18 protein-coding genes, 2 pseudogenes and 1 riboswitch are annotated in these 19,715 nt (G+C 68.7%); of the genes and pseudogenes, 14 read left to right on the plus strand and 6 right to left on the minus strand.

Features of this window, described 5'->3' with window-relative positions; all coding sequences use genetic code 11:
- A pseudogene (gene ppnK, locus G3O06_RS38795) lies at positions 1 to 128 on the plus strand (NAD(+) kinase); the annotation flags it as partial.
- A 116-nt stretch (positions 129 to 244) separates the two neighbouring features.
- On the opposite strand, the gene G3O06_RS38800 reads toward ppnK, so the two are convergent.
- Both G3O06_RS38800 and G3O06_RS38805 read right to left on the minus strand, forming a co-directional pair.
- Complete coding sequence (locus G3O06_RS38800) at positions 245 to 553, minus strand: non-heme iron oxygenase ferredoxin subunit (RefSeq protein WP_011353115.1); 309 nt, start codon at positions 551 to 553, stop codon at positions 245 to 247.
- A gap of 36 nt (positions 554 to 589) precedes the next feature.
- A complete protein-coding gene (locus G3O06_RS38805; protein WP_205819265.1) occupies positions 590 to 1,672 on the minus strand; it encodes a fatty acid desaturase family protein in 1,083 nt (360 codons plus the stop codon).
- A 172-nt stretch (positions 1,673 to 1,844) separates the two neighbouring features.
- On the opposite strand from G3O06_RS38805, the gene G3O06_RS38810 reads away from it, so the two are divergent.
- The 5 genes from G3O06_RS38810 (at position 1,845) to G3O06_RS38830 (ending at position 6,873) form a co-directional block, all read left to right on the plus strand.
- A complete protein-coding gene (locus G3O06_RS38810) occupies positions 1,845 to 2,909 on the plus strand; it encodes a LacI family DNA-binding transcriptional regulator (protein WP_174997358.1) in 1,065 nt (354 codons plus the stop codon).
- Between the two features lie 144 nt (positions 2,910 to 3,053).
- Positions 3,054 to 4,112 (plus strand): xylose isomerase, encoded by a 1,059-nt coding sequence (locus G3O06_RS38815; RefSeq protein WP_205819266.1) that lies wholly within the window; start codon positions 3,054 to 3,056, stop codon positions 4,110 to 4,112.
- Positions 4,109 to 4,936: a TIM barrel protein gene (locus tag G3O06_RS38820; protein WP_205819267.1), complete on the plus strand. Its 828-nt coding sequence runs from the start codon at positions 4,109 to 4,111 to the stop codon at positions 4,934 to 4,936. Before G3O06_RS38815 ends, G3O06_RS38820 begins: the two co-directional genes overlap by 4 nt.
- Positions 4,937 to 5,007: 71 nt before the next feature.
- Positions 5,008 to 5,994, plus strand: coding sequence for an inositol 2-dehydrogenase (gene iolG / locus G3O06_RS38825; protein ID WP_205819268.1), 987 nt, complete (start codon positions 5,008 to 5,010; stop codon positions 5,992 to 5,994).
- Between the two features lie 192 nt (positions 5,995 to 6,186).
- Positions 6,187 to 6,873, plus strand: a complete 687-nt coding sequence (locus G3O06_RS38830) for an HAD family hydrolase (RefSeq protein WP_205819269.1) — start codon at positions 6,187 to 6,189, stop codon at positions 6,871 to 6,873.
- 98 nt (positions 6,874 to 6,971) lie between these two features.
- Here G3O06_RS38830 and ribB read toward each other — a convergent pair whose 3' ends face one another.
- From ribB to G3O06_RS38845, 3 genes are all read right to left on the minus strand, one after another.
- Complete coding sequence (gene ribB, locus G3O06_RS38835) at positions 6,972 to 7,682, minus strand: 3,4-dihydroxy-2-butanone-4-phosphate synthase (protein WP_039360016.1); 711 nt, start codon at positions 7,680 to 7,682, stop codon at positions 6,972 to 6,974.
- Between the two features lie 118 nt (positions 7,683 to 7,800).
- A riboswitch (FMN riboswitch) is annotated at positions 7,801 to 7,949 on the minus strand.
- Between the two features lie 189 nt (positions 7,950 to 8,138).
- The gene (locus G3O06_RS38840; protein ID WP_085042346.1) at positions 8,139 to 8,840 is read right to left on the minus strand and encodes an XRE family transcriptional regulator; all 702 of its coding nucleotides are present in this window, start codon (positions 8,838 to 8,840) and stop codon (positions 8,139 to 8,141) included.
- 206 nt (positions 8,841 to 9,046) lie between these two features.
- Positions 9,047 to 10,222 (minus strand): MFS transporter, encoded by a 1,176-nt coding sequence (locus G3O06_RS38845; RefSeq protein ID WP_205819270.1) that lies wholly within the window; start codon positions 10,220 to 10,222, stop codon positions 9,047 to 9,049.
- A 144-nt stretch (positions 10,223 to 10,366) separates the two neighbouring features.
- Between G3O06_RS38845 and G3O06_RS38850 the strand changes: the two genes are divergently transcribed.
- From G3O06_RS38850 to lnt, 8 genes are all read left to right on the plus strand, one after another.
- On the plus strand, positions 10,367 to 11,308 hold the full coding sequence (locus tag G3O06_RS38850; RefSeq protein ID WP_205819271.1) for a LysR family transcriptional regulator: 942 nt from the start codon (positions 10,367 to 10,369) through the stop codon (positions 11,306 to 11,308).
- A 216-nt stretch (positions 11,309 to 11,524) separates the two neighbouring features.
- Positions 11,525 to 12,898, plus strand: a complete 1,374-nt coding sequence (gene miaB / locus G3O06_RS38855) for a tRNA (N6-isopentenyl adenosine(37)-C2)-methylthiotransferase MiaB (protein ID WP_174915376.1) — start codon at positions 11,525 to 11,527, stop codon at positions 12,896 to 12,898.
- Between the two features lie 33 nt (positions 12,899 to 12,931).
- The gene (locus G3O06_RS38860) at positions 12,932 to 13,978 is read left to right on the plus strand and encodes a PhoH family protein (protein ID WP_174915377.1); all 1,047 of its coding nucleotides are present in this window, start codon (positions 12,932 to 12,934) and stop codon (positions 13,976 to 13,978) included.
- 147 nt (positions 13,979 to 14,125) lie between these two features.
- Complete coding sequence (gene ybeY, locus G3O06_RS38865) at positions 14,126 to 14,902, plus strand: rRNA maturation RNase YbeY (protein WP_205819272.1); 777 nt, start codon at positions 14,126 to 14,128, stop codon at positions 14,900 to 14,902.
- Between the two features lie 12 nt (positions 14,903 to 14,914).
- The gene (locus G3O06_RS38870; RefSeq protein ID WP_174915379.1) at positions 14,915 to 15,547 is read left to right on the plus strand and encodes a gamma-glutamylcyclotransferase; all 633 of its coding nucleotides are present in this window, start codon (positions 14,915 to 14,917) and stop codon (positions 15,545 to 15,547) included.
- A 70-nt stretch (positions 15,548 to 15,617) separates the two neighbouring features.
- On the plus strand, positions 15,618 to 15,767 hold the full coding sequence (locus tag G3O06_RS38875; protein WP_174967520.1) for a hypothetical protein: 150 nt from the start codon (positions 15,618 to 15,620) through the stop codon (positions 15,765 to 15,767).
- 311 nt (positions 15,768 to 16,078) lie between these two features.
- Positions 16,079 to 16,966, plus strand: a complete 888-nt coding sequence (locus G3O06_RS38880) for a transporter associated domain-containing protein (RefSeq protein ID WP_021160150.1) — start codon at positions 16,079 to 16,081, stop codon at positions 16,964 to 16,966.
- A gap of 52 nt (positions 16,967 to 17,018) precedes the next feature.
- Positions 17,019 to 18,707 carry an apolipoprotein N-acyltransferase gene (lnt, locus tag G3O06_RS38885; protein WP_205819273.1) on the plus strand — a complete coding sequence of 563 codons (1,689 nt, stop codon included), beginning with the start codon at positions 17,019 to 17,021 and terminating at the stop codon, positions 18,705 to 18,707.
- An 88-nt stretch (positions 18,708 to 18,795) separates the two neighbouring features.
- On the opposite strand, the pseudogene G3O06_RS38890 reads toward lnt, so the two are convergent.
- Positions 18,796 to 19,715, minus strand: a pseudogene (locus G3O06_RS38890) (hypothetical protein); the annotation flags it as partial.

Here is a 19,715-nt window from a genome sequence, read left to right on the forward strand (position 1 = left end):
GCCGGTACATGTACAACCAGCGTTCGGACGGCCTGATCGTCGCCACGCCGACCGGCTCGACCGCTTACGCGCTGTCGTCGGCCGGCCCGATCCTCCATCCGCAGCTGGCGGGCATCGTGCTCGTGCCTCCGCGCCGATCAGCACGATCCGCCCGCCCCAGCCGGACTCACGCAGCACCTGCGCCGCGCGGCCGCCCGCGTGGCCCGCGCCGACGATCGCCATCACCCGGTCGTTCGTCATCGCGTCACACCTCGATCAGGATGCGGCCGTCTTCGATCTTCGCGCGGTACGTGCGCAGCTTCTCGCAGGCGGGTGCGGACAACGGCCGGCCGTCGCGGACGTCGAAGCGCCCGTTGTGCTTCGGGCATTCGATCACGTGGTCGATCACGAGCCCGTCCGCGAGATGCACGTGCTCGTGCGTGCACAGGCCGTCGCTCGCATAGACTTCGCCGTCGATGCGGTAGATCGCGTACGTGTGGCCGGCATGGTCGAAGCGCGCGACGTCTTCGTCGTCGATGTCGTCGAGCGCGCCGGTGTCGATCCATTGCGTCATGTTGCGTGTCTCCTCGGTTGGAAGGTTCGATGTCGGTCATGCACGCGCGGCATCCGGCACGGGCCGCACGACGTAATGGGATGGGTCGCGCGTCTGCCGGACCAGCGCCGGCACGATCTCCGCATACGCGGCCAGCGTGCTGCGGTACGGCGGCGGCATGTCGGCCTTCACGGCCTCGTGCAGCTTCGGCAGCGCGTGGAACGGCACCATCGGGAACATGTGGTGCTCGACGTGGTAGTTCATGTTCCAGTACAGGAACCGGAACACGGGATTCATCATCACGGTCCGGCAGTTGCGCCGGTGATCGAGCACGTTCTCGGGCATGCCCGCGTGCTGCGTGAGGCCGAAATACAGGTACAGCCACGCACCGTAGAGACTCGGCAGCCCGATGTAGAGCAGCGGCAGGATCGTGTGCCAGTAGAACGACGCACCCGTCACGAGCGCGTACACCGCAAGATGAATGCGCGACTCGCGCACCACCTTCGGCACTTCCGATTCGGGCACGTAGGTGCGCTCCTCGTCGTCGAGCCGGCCGGTGAACGCGATCGCGATCATCTTGCGCAGCTCGCCTGCCACATGCTTCAGCGCGACGACGTTCAGCGCGAGCGACAGCCAGTCGGTCGGCTTCGGCGCGGCGATTTCCGGATCGCGCCCGACGACCAGCGTATCGGTGTGATGGCGCGCATGGCTCCAGCGCCATGCCGTCGCGCGGCGGAACACCTGGAACGACGCCACCTGGTACAGCACGTCGTTCATCCAGCGCGTGCGGAACGCGGTGCCGTGCCCGCATTCGTGCCAGCGCGAGTCGGCCGGGCTGCAGTAGAGCGTGCCGTACACGAAGAACGCGGCGATCGCCCACGCCGAATGTGCGCGCCATGCCAGCCACGCGAGCACGCCGCTGATCGCGATCGCCGCGTACCAGATCAGCGTGTCGCGGATCGCGCGCGCGTCGCCGCGCTGCATCAGCTGCTTCATCAGCGGCCGCGGCACCGGGCACCGGTACCACTCGGCGTTGACGAGCCCGGCCGCCTGCGCACGCTCGCCGGCGCCGCCGATCATCCGGTATGCCTGACGGCGCGCCGCCGTGCGGTCGTGCGCCTGGTCGTCGATATGAACCACGTACGTCTCCTTGATTCCTTGTCCGTAGGAAGCGCGGCAAGCGCTTCGGCATGGAATCAAAATTAGGCTCGCGGCCGCCCCCGCTCAATCGAAACGTTGACGAAATTTCGCCATCGCTTTAGCGTTCCTCGCATCGCCACGTCTCGATGGCGACACCATGAGGGAGACAACCATGGCAGGCGAATCCGGGCCGCGCTGGCGCAAGCGCACCGCGCGCTTCGACGAGATCGCGGCGCTCGCCGGGGTCAGCACGACCACCGTCGACCGCGTGCTGAACGAGCGCGGCAGCGTCTCGGCGCAGGCGCGCGAGCGCGTGGTGGCGGCCGCGCGGCAGCTCGGCGTGCCGCGCCAGCTGCCCGACACGCGGCACGGCCTGATCCACGTCGACGTGCTGCTGCCGGATACCGACGCGGCGTTCTTCCGGCGGCTGCAATTGGCGCTGCAGCGCTCGCTGCAGATGCTCGACCGGCGCGTGGTCGTGCACCGGACGATCCTGCCCGCTGCCGACGACGAACGGGCTGCCGCACTGATCGAACGGCCCGCCTACCGGCGCGCGGCGCTGATCGTCACGGCGCGCGACACGGCCCGCGTGCGCGACGCGCTGGCCGGCGCGATCGCGCGCGGCGAAACCGTCGTCACGATGGTCACCGACATCGGCGGCATCGACCGGGTGCACTTCGCGGGCATCGACAACTATCGGGCCGGGCGCACGGCCGGCTACTACATCGGCCGCCTCGCGGCACGCCCCGGCCGCGTGCTGCTGCTCGGCGGGCGCATGGGCTACCGCGCGCACGCGGACCGGATGGCCGGCTGCCGCGACCAACTCGTCGAGGCGTTCGCCGCCGTCCGCTGCGACGACGAGCCGGTCGAGACGCTCGACCAGGACGACCGCTGCTACCGCGCCGTGACGAAGGCGCTGCAGACGCACGACGACGTGGTCGCGATCTACAACAGCGGCGCCGGTTCGGCCGGCATCGAAGCGGCGCTGCGCAAGGCCGGCGCGGCCGGCAAGGTCGTATGGATCGGCCACGAGATGATCGACCTGCACCGCACCTTCATCGAAGCCGGCGCGATGGACCTCGCGATCGACCAGGATCCGGACGGCCAGGTGATTTCCGCGCTGCAGCACGTGCTGCATGCGTGCGGGATCGTCGACCAGCCGCCGCCGGCCGAACCGGTCGAATTCCGCGTGTTCTGTCCGGCAAACGTACGGACGAGCGCCTACCTGCCGGCCTGAATCCCGCCGTCTGTCACACCGCATGCTCGTCGCGAAAAAATCGACCGCCGCATTGGCGATTTTTCGCCAACGTTTGTCATGCAGCCCGCGCCGCGCATCCGTACATTGGGCAGCCAATCCCATGACAACGGCGGACAGGAGACGATGGCTGAACCGATCCTCATCGGCGTGAACCTCGACGGCGTGCTCGAGCACGACGGCCTGCCGTTGCCCGCGCCCGCCGATCGCTTCCGGATGGTCGCGGGCGCCGGTGTGTTCGACTACGTCGAAAAGAACCCGGCGCGCGGCGAAGACCTGTCGCCGTATTTCGCGCTGGTCGAACGCCATGCGCTGCCGATTCGCGTGATCGGCGGCATCTGGTGCGCGGGCCGTGACGAAGCACACGTCGCCGAGATCGTCGACGCGGGCGCGCGCTTCGGCAGCACGGTGCTCAACTGCCAGCTATACGCGCATCACGCGGACGGCCATCCGCTGTCCGACCGCGAGGTCGCCGATTTCTACCTGCGCACTTACGAGCGCGGCGAGCCGGCCGGCTGCCTGCCGAGCCTCGAAGTGCACGTCGACATGTGGAGCGAGGATTTCACGCGCATCGCACGTGTCGCGCGGCTTGTCGAACAGGCCGGCGTGCCGTTCCGGATCACGCTCGATCATTCGCACCTGCTGTTCAAGATCGGCAATCGCGCCGAGCTCGACGCATCGGGCATGCGCAACGCGGACGACGACGGCCGCCGGGTGCTCGACCCTGCGTCCCCCGACGCCCTCTACGCCGACTGGATCGCGCGCGGCTGGGTCCGGCATGCGCATGCGCGCAGCGTGATGCCGAACAATCCGGACAACCCGTGGATGCGCCGCGCCGACGGCAGGCCCGGGCGCGGCATCCAGTATCCGTTCGTCGCACCCGCGCCGGGCGCCTATCACGGTGCATGGCGCGCGGCGGCACTCGACACGTGGAAAGCCGCGCTTCGGCAGTTGCTGCACGCGCAGGCCCGCGCACAGCCGGTGCACGTCGAACAGATCAGCTGCGAGTTCATCCCGTTTCCCGACTACGGCGGCGGCGCGCGCTATTCGATCTTCGACAACAACGTCGCATGCGCGCAATGGTTGCGCGACACGTGGCATGCCCTCGCCGCGCCGCCGCCATCGCGCGCACCGGCACCTGATTCGAACCCAGCCCCCACTCGAGCCCCAAGGACAGAACGATGACGCAAGCCTTCCATTTTTCGCTGAACCGGATGAGCGCACCGCGCTTGCCGTTCGACCGCTACGTCGCACTGTGCAAGCGCCTCGGCGTCGACACGATCGAGATCCGCAACGATCTCGATGGCGTCGAGATCGCCGACGGCACGCCGGCCACCGCCGTGCGCGCGACGGCCGAGGCCGGCGGCGTGACGATCCTGACGATCAACGCGCTGCAGCGCTTCGAGCAATGGAACGCCGAGCGCGCGGACGAGGCGACCTTGCTGGCCGACTACGCGGCGCAATGCGGCGCGCGTGCGCTGGTGCTGTGCCCGACCAACAGCCGTGCCGACACGCGCAGCGCGGACGTGCGCCACGCGGATCTCGTGAAGGCGCTGAAGGCGCTCAAGCCGATCCTCGACGCGCGCGGCCTGCTCGGCTTCATCGAGCCGCTCGGCTTCGAGGAATGCGCGCTGCGCCGCAAGTCGGATGCGGTGAAAGGCATCTACGACGCGGCAGGCGAACAGGTGTTCCGGCTCGTGCACGACACGTTCCACCATCACCTATCGGGCGAGGACATCTTCTTCCCGAACCTGACGGGCCTCGTGCACATCTCGGGCGTCGAGGAAGACGACCTGCCGGTCGACCGGATGCGCGACGGCCATCGCGTGCTGGTCAGCGGCGCCGACCGGCTCGGCAATATCCGCCAACTGCGCGAACTGCTCGCGCGCGGCTACCGCGGCGCGCTCTCGTTCGAGCCGTTCGCGAACGAGATCGCCGAAGCCGGCGACGTCGAGGACCGGCTGCGAGCGAGCATCGACTACGTACGCGGCGAACTGTCGAATCAATGACCGCCGCCAAGGTACGCGGCCGACTCGAGCCGCGTGCCCGCGCAAAACTACCCAATCAACAGGAGAACGGAATGATCGAATTCGCGTTGTTCGGCGCGGGACGGATCGGCAAGATCCACGCGGCGAATCTCGCGCGCCATCCGGGTGCGAAGCTGAAGTACGTCGTCGACCGGCATGCGCCGTCGGCCAATACGCTGGCCCATGCGCACGGCGCGCAGGTGGCCGACGTCGAGCGCGCGCTCGGCGATCCGGCCGTCCGCGCCGTGGTGATCGCATCGAGCACCGACACGCATGCGGACCTGATCGTCGCGGCCGCGAACGCAGGCAAGGCCGTGTTCTGCGAAAAGCCCGTCGACCTGACCGTCGAGCGCTCGCGTGTGTGCGCGGACGTCGTCCGGCGCAGCGGCGTGACCTGCATGATCGGCTTCCAGCGCCGCTTCGACCCGACGTTCGCCGCGCTGAAGGCGCGCGTCGAGCGCGGCGAGATCGGCGCGCCGGAAATGCTGGTCGTCACGAGCCGCGATCCGGGCGCACCGCCCGTCGACTACATCCGCAGCTCGGGCGGCATCTTCAAGGACATGCTGATCCACGATTTCGACGTGTTCCGCTGGATCCTCGGCGATGAAGCGCAGACGCTGCACGCGACCGGCAGTTGCCTGACCGATCCGGCCGTGCACGACGCAGGCGACATCGATTCGACCGCCGTGACGATCCGTACGCGGCGTGGGCTGCTGTGCCAGATCAACACGTCGCGGCGTGCCGCCTACGGCTACGACCAGCGTTTCGAGCTGCTCGGCAGCAGCGGGATGCTGCAGGCCGGCAACGTGCGGCCGACCGAGGTGAGCGCGTGGCTCGCGGGCGGCATCGCGACGGACGTGCCGGAGCCGTTCTTCCTCGAGCGCTACCGGCACGCGTACGCGGCCGAGATCGCGCACTTCGTCGACGCGCTGCGCGACGGCACGCCGGTCCGCACGACGATCGACGACGGGCTCGCCGCGCTCGAACTGGCCGAGGCCGCGATGACGTCGTGGAAAACGGGGCGCGTAATCGACCTGTAGCGCAACCGGTGGCAGGCGGCGGCGAACCGCGCAAGCGGGCCGCCGCCGGACGATCGGCAGCCTGCCCGGACGATACGCGGCAAGCGCGCGGCCGCATCGGGAAAATTTGCCGAAGCGTCGCGCGGCATGCGCATGAAAGCACGTATGATGGCGAATTGATCTGCGTCGCCGACATTCCGCTTTTTCACCACCATGCTCGATCACCTCATCTGCGACTGCGACGGCGTGCTCGTCGACAGCGAAATCATCGCCGACCGCGTCCTGCTCGACACGCTGTCCACCACGTTCCCGAATCTCGATTTCGAAGCCGCGGCAAAGTCGGCGTTCGGCCAGCAGACGTCGCGCTTCCTGGCGGGAATCGAATCCCGCTTCGGGATCGAGATGCCCGCCAACTTCATCGAGACCATCGAGCACAACATCGAGAGTGCGCTGGCGCAATCGCTCGCGCCGATCTCCGGCGTGCGCGACGCGCTGCTGAAGGTGAGCCTGCCCGCGGCCGTCGTGTCGAACAGCCGGCTCGCGCGCGTGCGCAGCTCGCTGAAGCGCGCGGCGCTTACCGAGATCTTCGGCGATCGCGTGTTCAGCTCCGAGCAGGTGGCGCGGCCGAAGCCCTATCCCGACGTCTACCTGCATGCGGCGCACACGCTCGGCGTCGCACCGGAGCGCTGCATCGTCGTCGAGGACAGCGTGTCGGGGTTGAATGCCGCGCGTGCGGCGGGCATGAAGACGATCGCGTTCGTCGGCGCGAGCCACATCCCCGACAACTACGCGGACGCGCTGCGCGCGATGGGCATTACGCGGATCATGCGCAAGATGGACGAACTGCCGGCGTTCGTCGAAGCCGGCATGCGCGGCGAATTCGGGGACGTGCAGTCCTGACGGTCGTGCCGGCCCGATCAGGCTGATCGGGCCGATCCGGCGTGCGCCGGTTCACGCATGCCGTGCCACGGGCGCGAACGCGCCCGCCTTCCCTTCCCTCAGGCCGGTTCGCAGCAGCGCTCGCGCGCGGCGGCCAGCGCCTCGCGGAACTCGACGAGTTCCGCGATCGTCAGCATCGGCAGCCCGTGCTGTTGCGCGAAACGCTCGACATCGTCGCCGCGCGTCATCGTGCCATCCGGATTCATCAGCTCGCACAGCACGCCGGCCGGCTTCAGGCCCGCGAGGATCGACAGGTCGACCGTGCCTTCGGTGTGACCGCGGCGCGCCAGCACGCCACCCGGCTGCGCACGCAACGGAAACACGTGGCCGGGGCGCACGATGTCGTGCGGCTTCGCCCCTTCGGCGATGGCCGCGCGGATCGTCGTCACGCGATCGGCCGCCGATACGCCCGTATGCACGCCTTCGCGCGCCTCGATCGAAACGGTGAACGCGGTGCCGTTGCGGCTCTCGTTGGTCTGCACCATCGGCGGCAGCTCGAGCGCACGCACCGTGTCGTCGGTCAGGCACAGGCACACGATGCCGCTGCATTCGCGGATCAGCAGTGCCATCGTCTCGGGCGTGATGCGCTCGGCGGCAACGATCAGGTCGGCTTCGTTCTCGCGGTCGTGGTCGTCCTGCAGCACGACCGCACGGCCTGCGCGCATCGCTTCGAGCGCGGCGGCGATGCGCGGCGGCACCGGTTCGGAATCCAGCAACGGGAGATCGGCAAAGGCGTCGGCGGGTGCCGACGAAACGGACATCAAGGACATGTGAAACGCTCCTCGCAAATACGATTTGGGCGAAAAACGTTTCAGGGCATTGCAAACAGACAGAACGACAACCCGCTTCGCACGCACGGCGAAGCGGCCCTGACGGACATGACTATCTGCACATCTTCTCTCATCCGGACTATGACCGTCGGCTCTGGCATTCGACCAGATCTGCTGACCCCGCGCGGATGCGCGGGCGCTCGCGGGCTCGCCGGCTTACGCCAGCCTACCGCCGGTGGGGAATTTCGCCCCGCCCTGAAGACGCACTGATTGCCGGATGGGGCAACCCCATCTACGGCGGGCCAAGCATACAACAGCTGCGCGCGCGGCGCAGCGAACATCACCTAAAACCTTACTGACGACCCCGTCTAACGGCATCGTCCAAACGGCCGACGAATGACCCGCGATCCCGCCCGAACGGTGAGCACGCGACCCGCTTTCGTGCGGCCCGCGCGATCAGCCGGCCGCGTGCGCTGCATGTGCCGTGTGCGCCGCGTCGGGTACGAGCCAGCGCGGCGGCACCTCCGGGCTCACCGTCACGCGGAACGCACGCGCCTCGCTGTCGCCCGGGTTACGCAGGCTGTACGGCTGGTCGGCATCGAACACGATCGCGTCGCCGGTCGCGAGCAACTGGCGGCGGTCATGCACGCTGACTTCGAGCGTGCCCTCGCTGACCACGAGGTTGACCGTCGTGCCGGGCGCGCGGCGCGCGCCGGGCTCCGTATGCAGCGGCGCGATCCGCAGCTCGTGGAACTCGGCCGCGGCCGGCTCGCCTTCCGGGTACAGCGCGCGTGCCGAGAAGCGGCCGTTCGAGCTGACGACGCGCGACGCGCGTTCGGCCGCCAGGTGCTCGAAGCCGTTCACCGCATGGCGGCGCAGGAATGCGGCGACCGATACCTTCAACGCCGCGGCGATCTTGCAGAGCACCTTGATCGACGGCACGCTGCGCGCCGACTCGATCTGCGCGAGCATCGCGCGCGACACGCCGGACAGCCGCGCGAGCGCATCGAGCGACAGCTGCCGCTCGGCGCGCAATCGCGCGAGGTTCACGCCGACGACCTGTTCGAGAACGTCGAGCGACGCGGACGCCCGCGCATCGGCGGCGTTGCCGGACTCGAAGGAAGACACGTCGCGCACCAGCGCCAGGGATGAAGACATAGCATTGCCTCCGGGCCGCTGCGCAGCCCTGCGTATGGGGTAAGCCGGGATCGGAATCGGGTTGCGCCAGCAACGGCGCGTATCGAAACGCTATCACCCGGTCTTGCACCGGCAAACGAAGTTATCTTCACACCGTTATCAGCATCGCGGAGGAATGCGTTTCTCGCGAACCTTTTCCCGCCGTTATCGCGTCGCACGGGCGCCTCTCATTGCGCCGCCGGCGCCGCGCCGCGTGCCGGCCCGCGCGCGTCGAGCCGCATCGCGAACCACGTGACCACGAGCGCCGCGAACGTCACCGCGACGGCGACCCACGACAGCGCATCGAGCGCGAGGCCGTGTTCCAGCGCAAGGCCGCCGAGCCACGCACCGAGCGCATTGCCGACGTTGAACGCGCCGATGTTCAGCGTCGATGCGAGATGCGGCGCGCTCGCGGCCTTTTCGACCACGTGCGCCTGGAGCGGCGGCACCGTCGCGAACGCGGCGATTCCCCATACGAACACGGTGACGGCCGCCGCGACCGGATGGTGGCTCGTCCTGGCGAACACGACCATCACGGCCATCAGCGCGACGAGGATCGCGATCAACGACGGCATCAGCGCACGGTCGGCGAGCTTGCCGCCGAGCGTATTGCCGATCGTCAGACCCGCGCCGAACAGCACGAGGATCAGCGCGACCGCGCGCGGCGAGTAGCCCGACACGGACTGGAGAATCGGCGCGATGTACGTGAACACGACGAACACACCGCCGAAGCCGAGCACGGTCATCAACAGCGCGAGCCACACCTGCGGCTCCTTCAGCACGCGCACCTCATGGCCGAGGCCGGCCGGCCCGCTGTCGTGGCGGTTCGGCACGAGCGCGGCGACGCCGCCGAGCGCCAGCACGCCGAGTGCGGCGACGATCCAGAACGACGCACGCCAGCCGAGCAACTGGCCGACGAATGTGCCGAACGGCACGCCGAGCACGTTCGACAGCGTGAGCCCCGTGAACATCAGCGCGATCGCGCTCGCGCGCTTGTCGGTCGGCACGAGCGACGCGGCGACCACCGCACCGATCCCGAAGAACGACCCGTGCGCGAACGACGTGACGACGCGCGCGACCATCAGCATCGCGTAGCCCGACGCGGTCGCGCACAGCACGTTGCCGACGATGAAGATCGCCATCAGCAACTGCAGCGCGGCCTTGCGCGGCATGCGGCTCGTCAGCACCGCAAGGAGCGGCGCGCCGGCCGCGACACCGAGCGCGTAGCCCGTGACCAGCAGGCCGGCCGACGGCAGCGACACGGCCAGGTCGTGCGCGACTTCGGGCAGCAGGCCCATGATGATGAACTCGGTGGTACCGATGGCGAAGGCGCTGATCGCAAGCGCCAGTAACGGAATGGGCATGACGTTCTCCGGAAGGCGGCGGACGCGGCGCCCGGTCGGTGCCGCACCGCACAAAAGGCAGGATGTGCGCATTGTCCCGAAGATGCCTATATTTGATAATTGGCGTGGCATTTGAACCATTTTCAAATATTTCTGAAAAATCGCATGGATCGACTGGGCGATATCCGGCTGTTCGTCGAAGCAGCCGAACTGGGCAGCCTGTCCGCCGCCGGGCGCAAGCTGAACCTCACGCCGGCCGCCGCGAGCGCACGCCTCGCGAAGCTCGAGGCGGCGGTCGCCACCCGGTTGTTCGACCGTTCGACCCGGCAGTTGCGGATCACCGACGAGGGCCGCCTGTACCTGAACGGCTGCCGGCAGGCGCTGCAGGCGCTCGACGACGCGAACGCGCTGCTGCAGGCCGGCCGCAACGTCGTCGGCGGCCGGGTGCGGCTGTCGGCGACGTCCGATTTCGGCCGCCGCCGGCTGCTCGACTGGCTCGACGAATTCACCGCGCGCTACCCGGACGTGACGTTCTCGCTGACGGCGTCCGACTCGACGGTGAACCTGTGGCAGGACGAGATCGACCTCGCGATCCGCTTCGCCGCGCCGCCCGACGGCGCGCTGATCGCCCGCCGGCTCGCCGCGGACCGGCGCGTGCCGTGCGCGGCGCCGTCGTTCATCGAACGCCACGGCTTGCCGCGTGATCCGCACGATCTGGCCCGCTTTCCGTGCAACGTGATCACGGTGGCGTCCGGGCCGATGAACACGTGGCGCTTCACGCACGGCGACCGAGGCGACGATATGCAGACCTGCACGGTGCCGCTCGCCACCGCGTTCGAGACCAACGACGGCGGCCTCGCCCGCGAGTGGGCGCTGCGCGGCCGCGGCATCGTGCTGAACTCGATCTGGGATGTCGCCGACGACATCCGCGCCGGGCGGCTCAAGGTCCTGCTGCCCGACTGGCGGCACCAGAGCGCGCCGCTGCACGCGATCTATCCCGGCAAGCGCTACATGGCGCCGCGCGTGCGCGTGCTGCTCGACTTTCTCGCCGAACGCTTCGCGCGCGAGGAAGCCGCGCACGACGACCTGCTGAACGCGTGCCGCTGACGGCCGGCACGCTGCCATTCAGGGGTCGGAACGTGGCGGGCGGCGTCGCGCGGCCGCAACCCGCGGCCCGTCCCGGGCGGCACGAAAAGCTATAATGGAAAGCTTTCCCGACGGCTTTTCATGCTGGCTGCGCGCCATCCGCGTGCAGCGCAAGGCCGTCCCGATTCACCCTATAGACGACGCCCCCAGGTCAACCACTGCGAACGGCGAACCCCCATGACCAAGAAAGTTTACGTAAAGACCTTCGGCTGCCAGATGAACGAGTACGACTCGGACAAGATGGTGGACGTGCTGAATGCGGCCGAAGGCCTCGAAAAGACCGATACGCCGGAAGACGCGGACATCATCCTGTTCAACACGTGCTCGGTGCGTGAAAAGGCGCAGGAGAAGGTGTTCTCCGATCTCGGCCGCGCGCGCGCGCTGAAGGAAGCGAAGCCCGGCCTGCTGATCGGCGTCGGCGGCTGCGTCGCGAGCCAGGAAGGCGCATCGATCGTGTCGCGCGCGCCGTACGTCGACCTCGTGTTCGGCCCGCAAACCCTGCACCGCCTGCCGCAGATGATCGACGCGCGCCGCGAGAGCGGCCGTGCGCAGGTCGACATCTCGTTCCCCGAGATCGAGAAGTTCGACCACCTGCCGCCCGCGCGCGTCGAGGGTCCGAGCGCGTTCGTGTCGATCATGGAAGGCTGCTCGAAGTACTGCAGCTACTGCGTGGTGCCGTACACGCGCGGCGATGAAGTGTCGCGCCCGCTCGACGACGTGCTGACCGAAGTGGCCGGCCTCGCCGACCAGGGCGTGCGCGAAGTCACGCTGCTCGGCCAGAACGTGAACGCGTACCGTGGCGCGCTGGCGGCCGGCTCGGCGGAAATCGCCGATTTCGCGACGCTGATCGAATATGTCGCCGATATCCCCGGCATCGAGCGGATCCGCTACACGACGTCGCACCCGAAGGAATTCACGCAGCGCCTGATCGACACCTACGCGAAGGTGCCGAAGCTCGTGAGCCACCTGCACCTGCCCGTCCAGCACGGTTCCGACCGCATCCTGATGGCGATGAAGCGCGGCTACACGGTGCTCGAATACAAGTCGGTGATCCGCAAGCTGCGCGCGATCCGCCCGGACCTGTCGCTGTCGACCGACATGATCGTCGGTTTCCCCGGCGAAACCGAGGACGATTTCGACAAGATGATGGCGCTCGTGCACGAGATGAGCTACGACACCAGCTTCTCGTTCATCTACAGCCCGCGCCCCGGCACGCCGGCCGCGAACCTGCACGACGACACGCCGCGCGAAGTGAAGCTCAAACGCCTGCAACATCTGCAGGCGACCATCGAGGAAAACGTCGCGCGCATCAGCCAGTCGATGGTCGGGAAGGTCGAGCGGATCCTCGTCGAGGGCCCGTCGCGCAAGGACCCGAACGAACTCGCGGGCCGCACCGAGAACAACCGGGTCGTGAATTTCCCGGCGCCGCTCGCGTCGCACCCGCGCCTGATCGGCCAGATGATCGACGTGAAGATCAACCACGCGTACCCGCATTCGCTGCGCGGCGAGCTCGTGCTCGTCAGCGACGACGCGAGCGCGGCCACCCATTGACCGACTGACGCTCAACAGGAACCCGACGCCACTTTGAAGCCGACCCAAGCACTGGAATTCGTCGCGCCGCGCGACGACAATGCGCGCCTTGCCAACCTCTGCGGCCCGCTCGACGAGAACCTGCGGCAGATCGAGCAGGCGCTCGACGTCACGCTGTCGCGACGCGGCCACCGGATCGCGATCCGCGGGCGCGGCGCCAAGCTCGCGCTCGCCGCACTCGAGAACTTCTACAACCGCGCGCGCGATGCGCTGTCGGTCGACGACATCCAGCTCGCGCTGGTCGAAGTGCGCCACACGTCCGGCAACGGCCGTCAGGACACGCTCGACGTGCGCTTTCGCGGCGATCCCGACCATCCGTTCGACGAGCCTGTCGTGCAGCTGGACGCCAGCGAGCCGGAAGAGGAGCCCGGACCGAAGCTCTACACGCGGCGCGCCGACCTGCGCGGCCGCACGCCGGCGCAGCGCGAATACCTGAAGCAGATCCTGTCGCACGACGTGACGCTCGGCATCGGGCCGGCCGGCACCGGCAAGACCTACCTCGCGGTCGCGTGCGCGGTCGACGCGCTCGAGCGCGACCAGGTCAAGCGGATCGTGCTGACGCGCCCGGCCGTCGAGGCCGGCGAGCGGCTCGGCTTCCTGCCGGGCGATCTCGCGCAGAAGGTCGACCCGTACCTGCGTCCGCTGTACGACGCGCTGTACGACCTGCTCGGCTTCGACAAGACGGCGAAGATGTTCGAGCGCCAGATGATCGAGATCGCGCCGCTCGCGTACATGCGCGGCCGCACGCTGAACCACGCGTTCATCATCCTCGACGAGGCGCAGAACACGACGCCCGAGCAGATGAAGATGTTCCTCACGCGGATCGGCTTCGGCTCGAAGGCGGTCGTGACCGGCGACACGAGCCAGGTCGACCTGCCGCGCGGCCACAAGAGCGGCCTCGTCGAGGCGCAGCAGGTGCTCGGCGGCGTGCGCGGCATCGCGCTCACGCGCTTCACGAGCGCGGACGTCGTGCGCCATCCGCTCGTCGCGCGCATCGTCGAGGCGTACGACGAATTCCACGCGCAGCACCAGGACGGCTGACCGGCCGGCGGCACCTGCACGCCGCCCCGGCCCGACAGCCCGGCCCGGCCCGCCAGACGGCGCGCCGGGCTTTTTTTCGCCTGCGTGAATTCGGGTGCGATCGGCCGTTTGGTGTATCCTCAACGCGTCCTAATCGCCGCACGCGTCATGAAATCCTCCCGTTCCCGCAAGTCCGGGCGCGCCCAGTCCGCCGCGCCCGCCTCCCCCCGCCTGTCGCTGTTCGATGCGAAGGGCAAGGCCCGGACCGTCAACGCGCAAGGGCTGCGAATCGACTTCCCGGACGGCCGCAGCCTGATGTTCGACCTGTCGGGCAGTTCCGGAGAAGCCGCCGTCGCTATCGTCGCGCAACACAACGATCCGGCCATGCGCGCGAAGCTCGCGCTGCAGCCCGAGCACTACGACAGCGTGACGCTGCACGTGGGTGCCGAGCCCGCGCCGCGTGAAGACGAAACCGAAAACGCGCTGCGCGAGCCGGAACTCGACCTGTCCGTGCAGTACGGCGACGAGATCACGAGCGACGTGCGCAAGACGTTGCCCAAGCGCAAGCTGATCGCCGAATGGATCGAGCCGGCGCTGTTCGCCAGCGCGCAGCTCACCGTGCGCTTCGTCGGCGAAGACGAAGGCCGCACGCTGAACGCCGGCTACCGTCACAAGGACTACCCGACCAACGTGCTGACCTTCGCGTACGACGCGGCGCCCGACGGCACCGTGATCGGCGACCTCGTGCTGTGCTGCCCGGTCGTCGAGAAGGAAGCGCACGACCAGGGCAAGCCGCTCACGGCCCACTACGCGCACCTGCTGGTGCACGGCGCGCTGCACGCGCAGGGCTACGACCACGAGACGAGCGACGAGGACGCGGCCGAAATGGAAGCGCTCGAAGTCGACATCCTCGCGAAGCTGGGCTTCCCGAACCCGTACCAGTAAGCCGTCCGCACGATGCGCAACGCCGCGACGCTCCCGCCCGCCTACCCGCCGTCGATCGGCGACGGGCGCTTGCTGACGGAAGACGAGCTCGCGGCCTCGCTCGCGCACACGATGCGCGACTGGGACGGTCAGCAGGATCTCTGGCTGTTCGGCTATGGCTCGCTGATCTGGAACCCGGGGTTGCCGACCGTCGCCGCCGTGCGCGGCAAGGTGCACGGCTATCATCGCGGGCTCTACCTGTGGTCGCGCGTGAACCGCGGCACGCCCGAACGCCCGGGCCTCGTGCTCGCGCTCGATCGCGGCGGCTCGTGCTCCGGCATCGCGTTCCGGCTCGCCGGCCCGACCGCGCAACCGCACCTTGAAACGTTGTGGAAACGCGAGATGCCGATGGGTTCGTACCGGCCCGCATGGCTGCCATGCTCACTGGAAAATGGCGAACGCGTGAACGCGCTCGCGTTCGTGATGCGCCGCGACGCACCGACCTACACGGGCAAGCTGACCGATCCCGTCGTGAAGGAAGTGTTCGGCTGCGCGGCTGGCCGCTACGGCACGACGCTCGACTACGTGAGCCGCACGGTCGACGCGCTGCGTGCGAGCGGCATCCCCGATCGCGCGCTCGAAGGGCTGCTCGCGCGATGCCGGTGACGCGGCACGGCGCGCGGTTTGCCGCCACGCGATGCCGCGCCGCGTACGCATTCGAACGAGGGTACGATCGATGAAACCGTCACACTGGTCGCGTTGCAGGATTGCCGCGCTGATCGTCGCCGCGAGCGTCGCGCTGTCCGGCTGCGGAATACTCGGCTGCGGCGGCGCCGCGACCAACGGCGCGGCCGGCGGCGGCTGCTCGGCCGGCATGCGGTTCTGAACCGCGGCGCGGCGAAGCCCGCGTGCGGTGCGGCAGAATGCCGCCGCTGGCCGCTTCGGCCGGGTATTTTCCCGCGTCCCGGTTCCCCACCCCTTCCGCACCCGTTTTTTTCCGCCGCTGCCCCGCTACCCCTTTCTGAGATAGGATGGACACGAGGACGATGTCGCGCCCGGCGCGGCCGTCCGTGAGCGGGGTCCGCGCGAGCAGCCCACCCTGGCCGTGCGGCCGGTGTGACACGGTCGCGTCGTGCCCTTGGTGTATCCTTGCCTACTCCGTGACAGCGCGCTCCGGCATGACCCGGGCGCACCACCATGAACGATTCGTATCCCAGTCGTAAGCCAACCGACAAACCGCAAGAAAAGCGCTCGCTGCTCGAGCGCCTGACCGACTTCATCTCGCCCGAGCCCGAATCCCGCGGCGAGTTGCTGGAAATCCTCCAAGACGCCCACGAGCGCAACCTGATCGACGCCGATTCGCTGTCGATGATCGAAGGCGTGTTCCAGGTTTCCGACCTGTGCGCGCGCGACATCATGGTGCCGCGCGCCCAGATGGACGCGATCAACATCGCCGACAAGCCTGAAGATTTCATCCCGTTCGTCCTCGAGAAGGCGCACTCGCGCTACCCCGTGTACGAGGAGAACCGCGACAACGTCATCGGCGTGCTGCTCGCGAAGGATCTGCTGCGTTTCTATGCCGAAGAGGAATTCGACGTGCGCGGAATGCTGCGCCCGGCCGTGTTCATTCCCGAATCGAAGCGCCTGAACGTGCTGCTGCACGACTTCCGCGTGAACCGCAACCACCTCGCGATCGTCGTCGACGAATACGGCGGCGTCGCGGGCCTGATCACGATCGAGGACGTGCTCGAGCAGATCGTCGGCGACATCGAGGACGAATACGACTTCGACGAGGAAGCCGGCAACATCATCTCGGGGCCCGATGGCCGCTACCGCGTGCGCGCGCTCACCGAGATCGAACAGTTCAACGAGACGTTCGGCACCGATTTCCCCGACGACGAAGTCGACACGATCGGCGGGCTGATCACGCATCATTTCGGCCGCGTCCCGCATCGCGGCGAAAAGCTGCAGCTCGGCAACCTCGTGTTCGAGATCCAGCGCGGCGATGCGCGCCAGGTTCACGTACTGCTGGTGCGCCGCAACCCGCTCGCCAGCCGTCGCGCCGAAACCTCGCACGAGGACTGACCGTCGCGCGCCAGCCGCGCGTTCCACAACCGCTCGCCCACTTTCGCTTCACATGGACGATCCGATCCTGTCCCGCCCGGCTGGCGGCCTTCTCGCGCCGACACCCGGCCGCGCGCTGCCGCGCTGGCACTACCCGGCCGCGCTGCTCGCCGGCGCAGTCAATACGCTCAGCTTCGCGCCGACGCCACATGGCGGCTGGCTGCAGCTCGTCGTATTCGTCTGGTTTTTCGCGCAGCTCACGCGCACCGCGAGCTGGCGCAGCGCCGCACTCACCGGCGGCGCGTTCGGCTTCGGCAACTTCATCAGCGGCATCTGGTGGCTCTACATCAGCATGCACGTGTACGGCGAGATGGCCGCGCCGCTCGCGGGCGGCGCGCTCGTGCTGTTCTCGCTGTACCTGTCGCTGTACCCGGCGTTCTCCGCCGGGCTGTGGTCGTTCTGCGCGGGCCATGCGTGGCATCGCCGCACGCCCGACCCGCGGCCGTTCTCGCCGACCTGGCACGGTGCATTCGCATTCGCGAGCGCATGGGCACTCGGCGAATGGCTGCGCGGCACCGTACTCACCGGCTTCCCGTGGCTCGCCAGCGGCTATCCGCAGGTCGACGGCCCGTTCGCGGGCTTCGCGCCGGTTGCCGGCGTGTACGGGATCGCGTGGGTGCTCGCGCTGTTCGCCGCGCTCGTCGTGCAGGCGCTCGCCGCCGCCCGGCCGTCGCCGCTTGCCGAACCGCGCGCCGGCAATGCGCGCGTGCGCATCGCCGCGCCGGCCGGCATCGCGGTCGCGCTGATCGCGGCCGGTCTCGGGTTGTCGCAGGTCACGTGGACCGTGCCCGCGAACAAGCCGCTCACCGTGCGGCTGCTGCAGGGCAACGTGAAGCAGGACATCAAGTTCGAGGAAGCAGGCATCGACGCGGCGATCAAGATGTACACGCAGATGATCATCGAGAAGCCGGCCGACCTGATCGTCACGCCCGAAACCGCGATCGCGGTGATGATCCAGGAGCTGCCCGAGCCGTTCGCCGTCGCGATCCGCAAGTTCAGCGACACGACGGGCTCGGCCGTGCTGTTCGGCGCGGTCGGTGCGTCAGTGACCGAAGACGGCCACTACGTCGACTATACGAACAGCCTGTACGGCGTGACGCCGAATTCGCGCGACATCTATCACTACGACAAGCACCACCTCGTGCCCTTCGGCGAATTCATCCCGTGGGGCTTCCGGTGGTTCGTCGACCTGATGAAGATGCCGCTCGGCGACTTCGCGCGCGGCGCCCCCGTGCAGAAGCCGTTCCTCGTGCACAACCAGCCCGTGATGGCCGACATCTGCTACGAGGACTTGTTCGGCGAGGAAATCGCCGCGACGATCCGCGACAATCCGCAGCCGCCGGGCGTGCTCGTCAACGTGACGAACCTCGCGTGGTTCGGCGACACGATCGCGCTCGACCAGCACCTGCAGATCGCACGGATGCGCTCGCTCGAGACGGGCCGGCCGATGCTGCGCTCGACCAACACGGGGATGACCGCCGCGATCGATGCGCATGGCCGCGTGCTCGGCCAGCTGAAGCCGTTCACAATCGGCTCGCTCGACGTGCGGATCGAAGGCACGAGCGGCTTCACGCCCTACGTGACGAGCGGCAACAACATCGTGCTCGCGGTGTCGCTCGTGCTGCTCGCGTTCGGCTTCACGTTCGGCCCCGGGCTGCGCCGGCGCAACGGCAAGAAGAACGGCGACGACCAGCCGGAATGATGCAACGGGCGGCCGCTGCGCACTGCGTGGCGGCCGCCGCCAACTGCAGCATGCAGCGGCGGCCCGCGGCCGCCAACCGGCCGGCCGCTCAGCCCTGCCGAACCGACTCCGCCGGCTGTGCCGATTGACCCGGCTGCACGGCCAGGCGCCGCAGGTCGCGGCTCACGTCCTCCATCACCGGCGCCCACGCGCCGAACACCGGTTGCCGGTACAGCGTCGCGGTCGGGTACCACGGGCTGTCGTTGCGTTCGAGCAGCCACGGCCAGTGCGGATTCACGTCGAGCAGCACCCAGGTGCGCGCGCCGAGCGCGCCCGCCAGGTGCGCGACCGACGTGCATACGGTGATCACGAGATCCAGCGCGCCGATGAACGCGGCCGTATCGTCGAAGCTCGTCAGTTCCGCCGTGAAATCCTCGATCGCGAAGCCGGCCGCGCGCGCCGCCGCGACATCCGCCTGCGCACCCGGTTGCAGCGAATAGAACGCGACGCCGTCGATTCCGCGGAACGCGTCGGCATAGCGCTCGAGCCCGACGCGCCGGAACGGATTGCGCTGGTGCCCCGCGCTGCCCGTCCATACAAGCCCGACCTTCAGCCGGCGGTCGCCCGCGAGCCGCGCGCGCCACGCGTCGCGCGCGGGCGGATCGGCCCGCAGGTACGGCACCGACGACGCGAGCGTCGACGCCTCCATGCCGAGCATCAGCGGCAGGCCGATCAGCGGCACTTCGTAATCGAAGGCGGGCAGCAATTCGACGCCGCCGCCCGCGCTGAACGCATCCGCATGCACACCGAGGCTGCGCTGCATCAGCGTACCCACCAGCGGGAACGTATTCCATACGAGCCGGCCGCCCTCGCGATGTACGCGCTCGGCGAGCGGCGCGACGAAGCGGCAGAACTGCAGCACGTCGCCGAGCCCCTGCTCGCCCCACACGAGCAGCGTCTTGCCAGCGAGCGGCTCGCCCTGCCAGCGCGGGCCCGGCAGCGCCGGCCGGCGGCCGCGCAACTCGCCCG

Source organism: Burkholderia sp. Ac-20345 (assembly GCF_017104825.1).
GTDB classification, from domain to species: domain Bacteria; phylum Pseudomonadota; class Gammaproteobacteria; order Burkholderiales; family Burkholderiaceae; genus Burkholderia; species Burkholderia lata_B.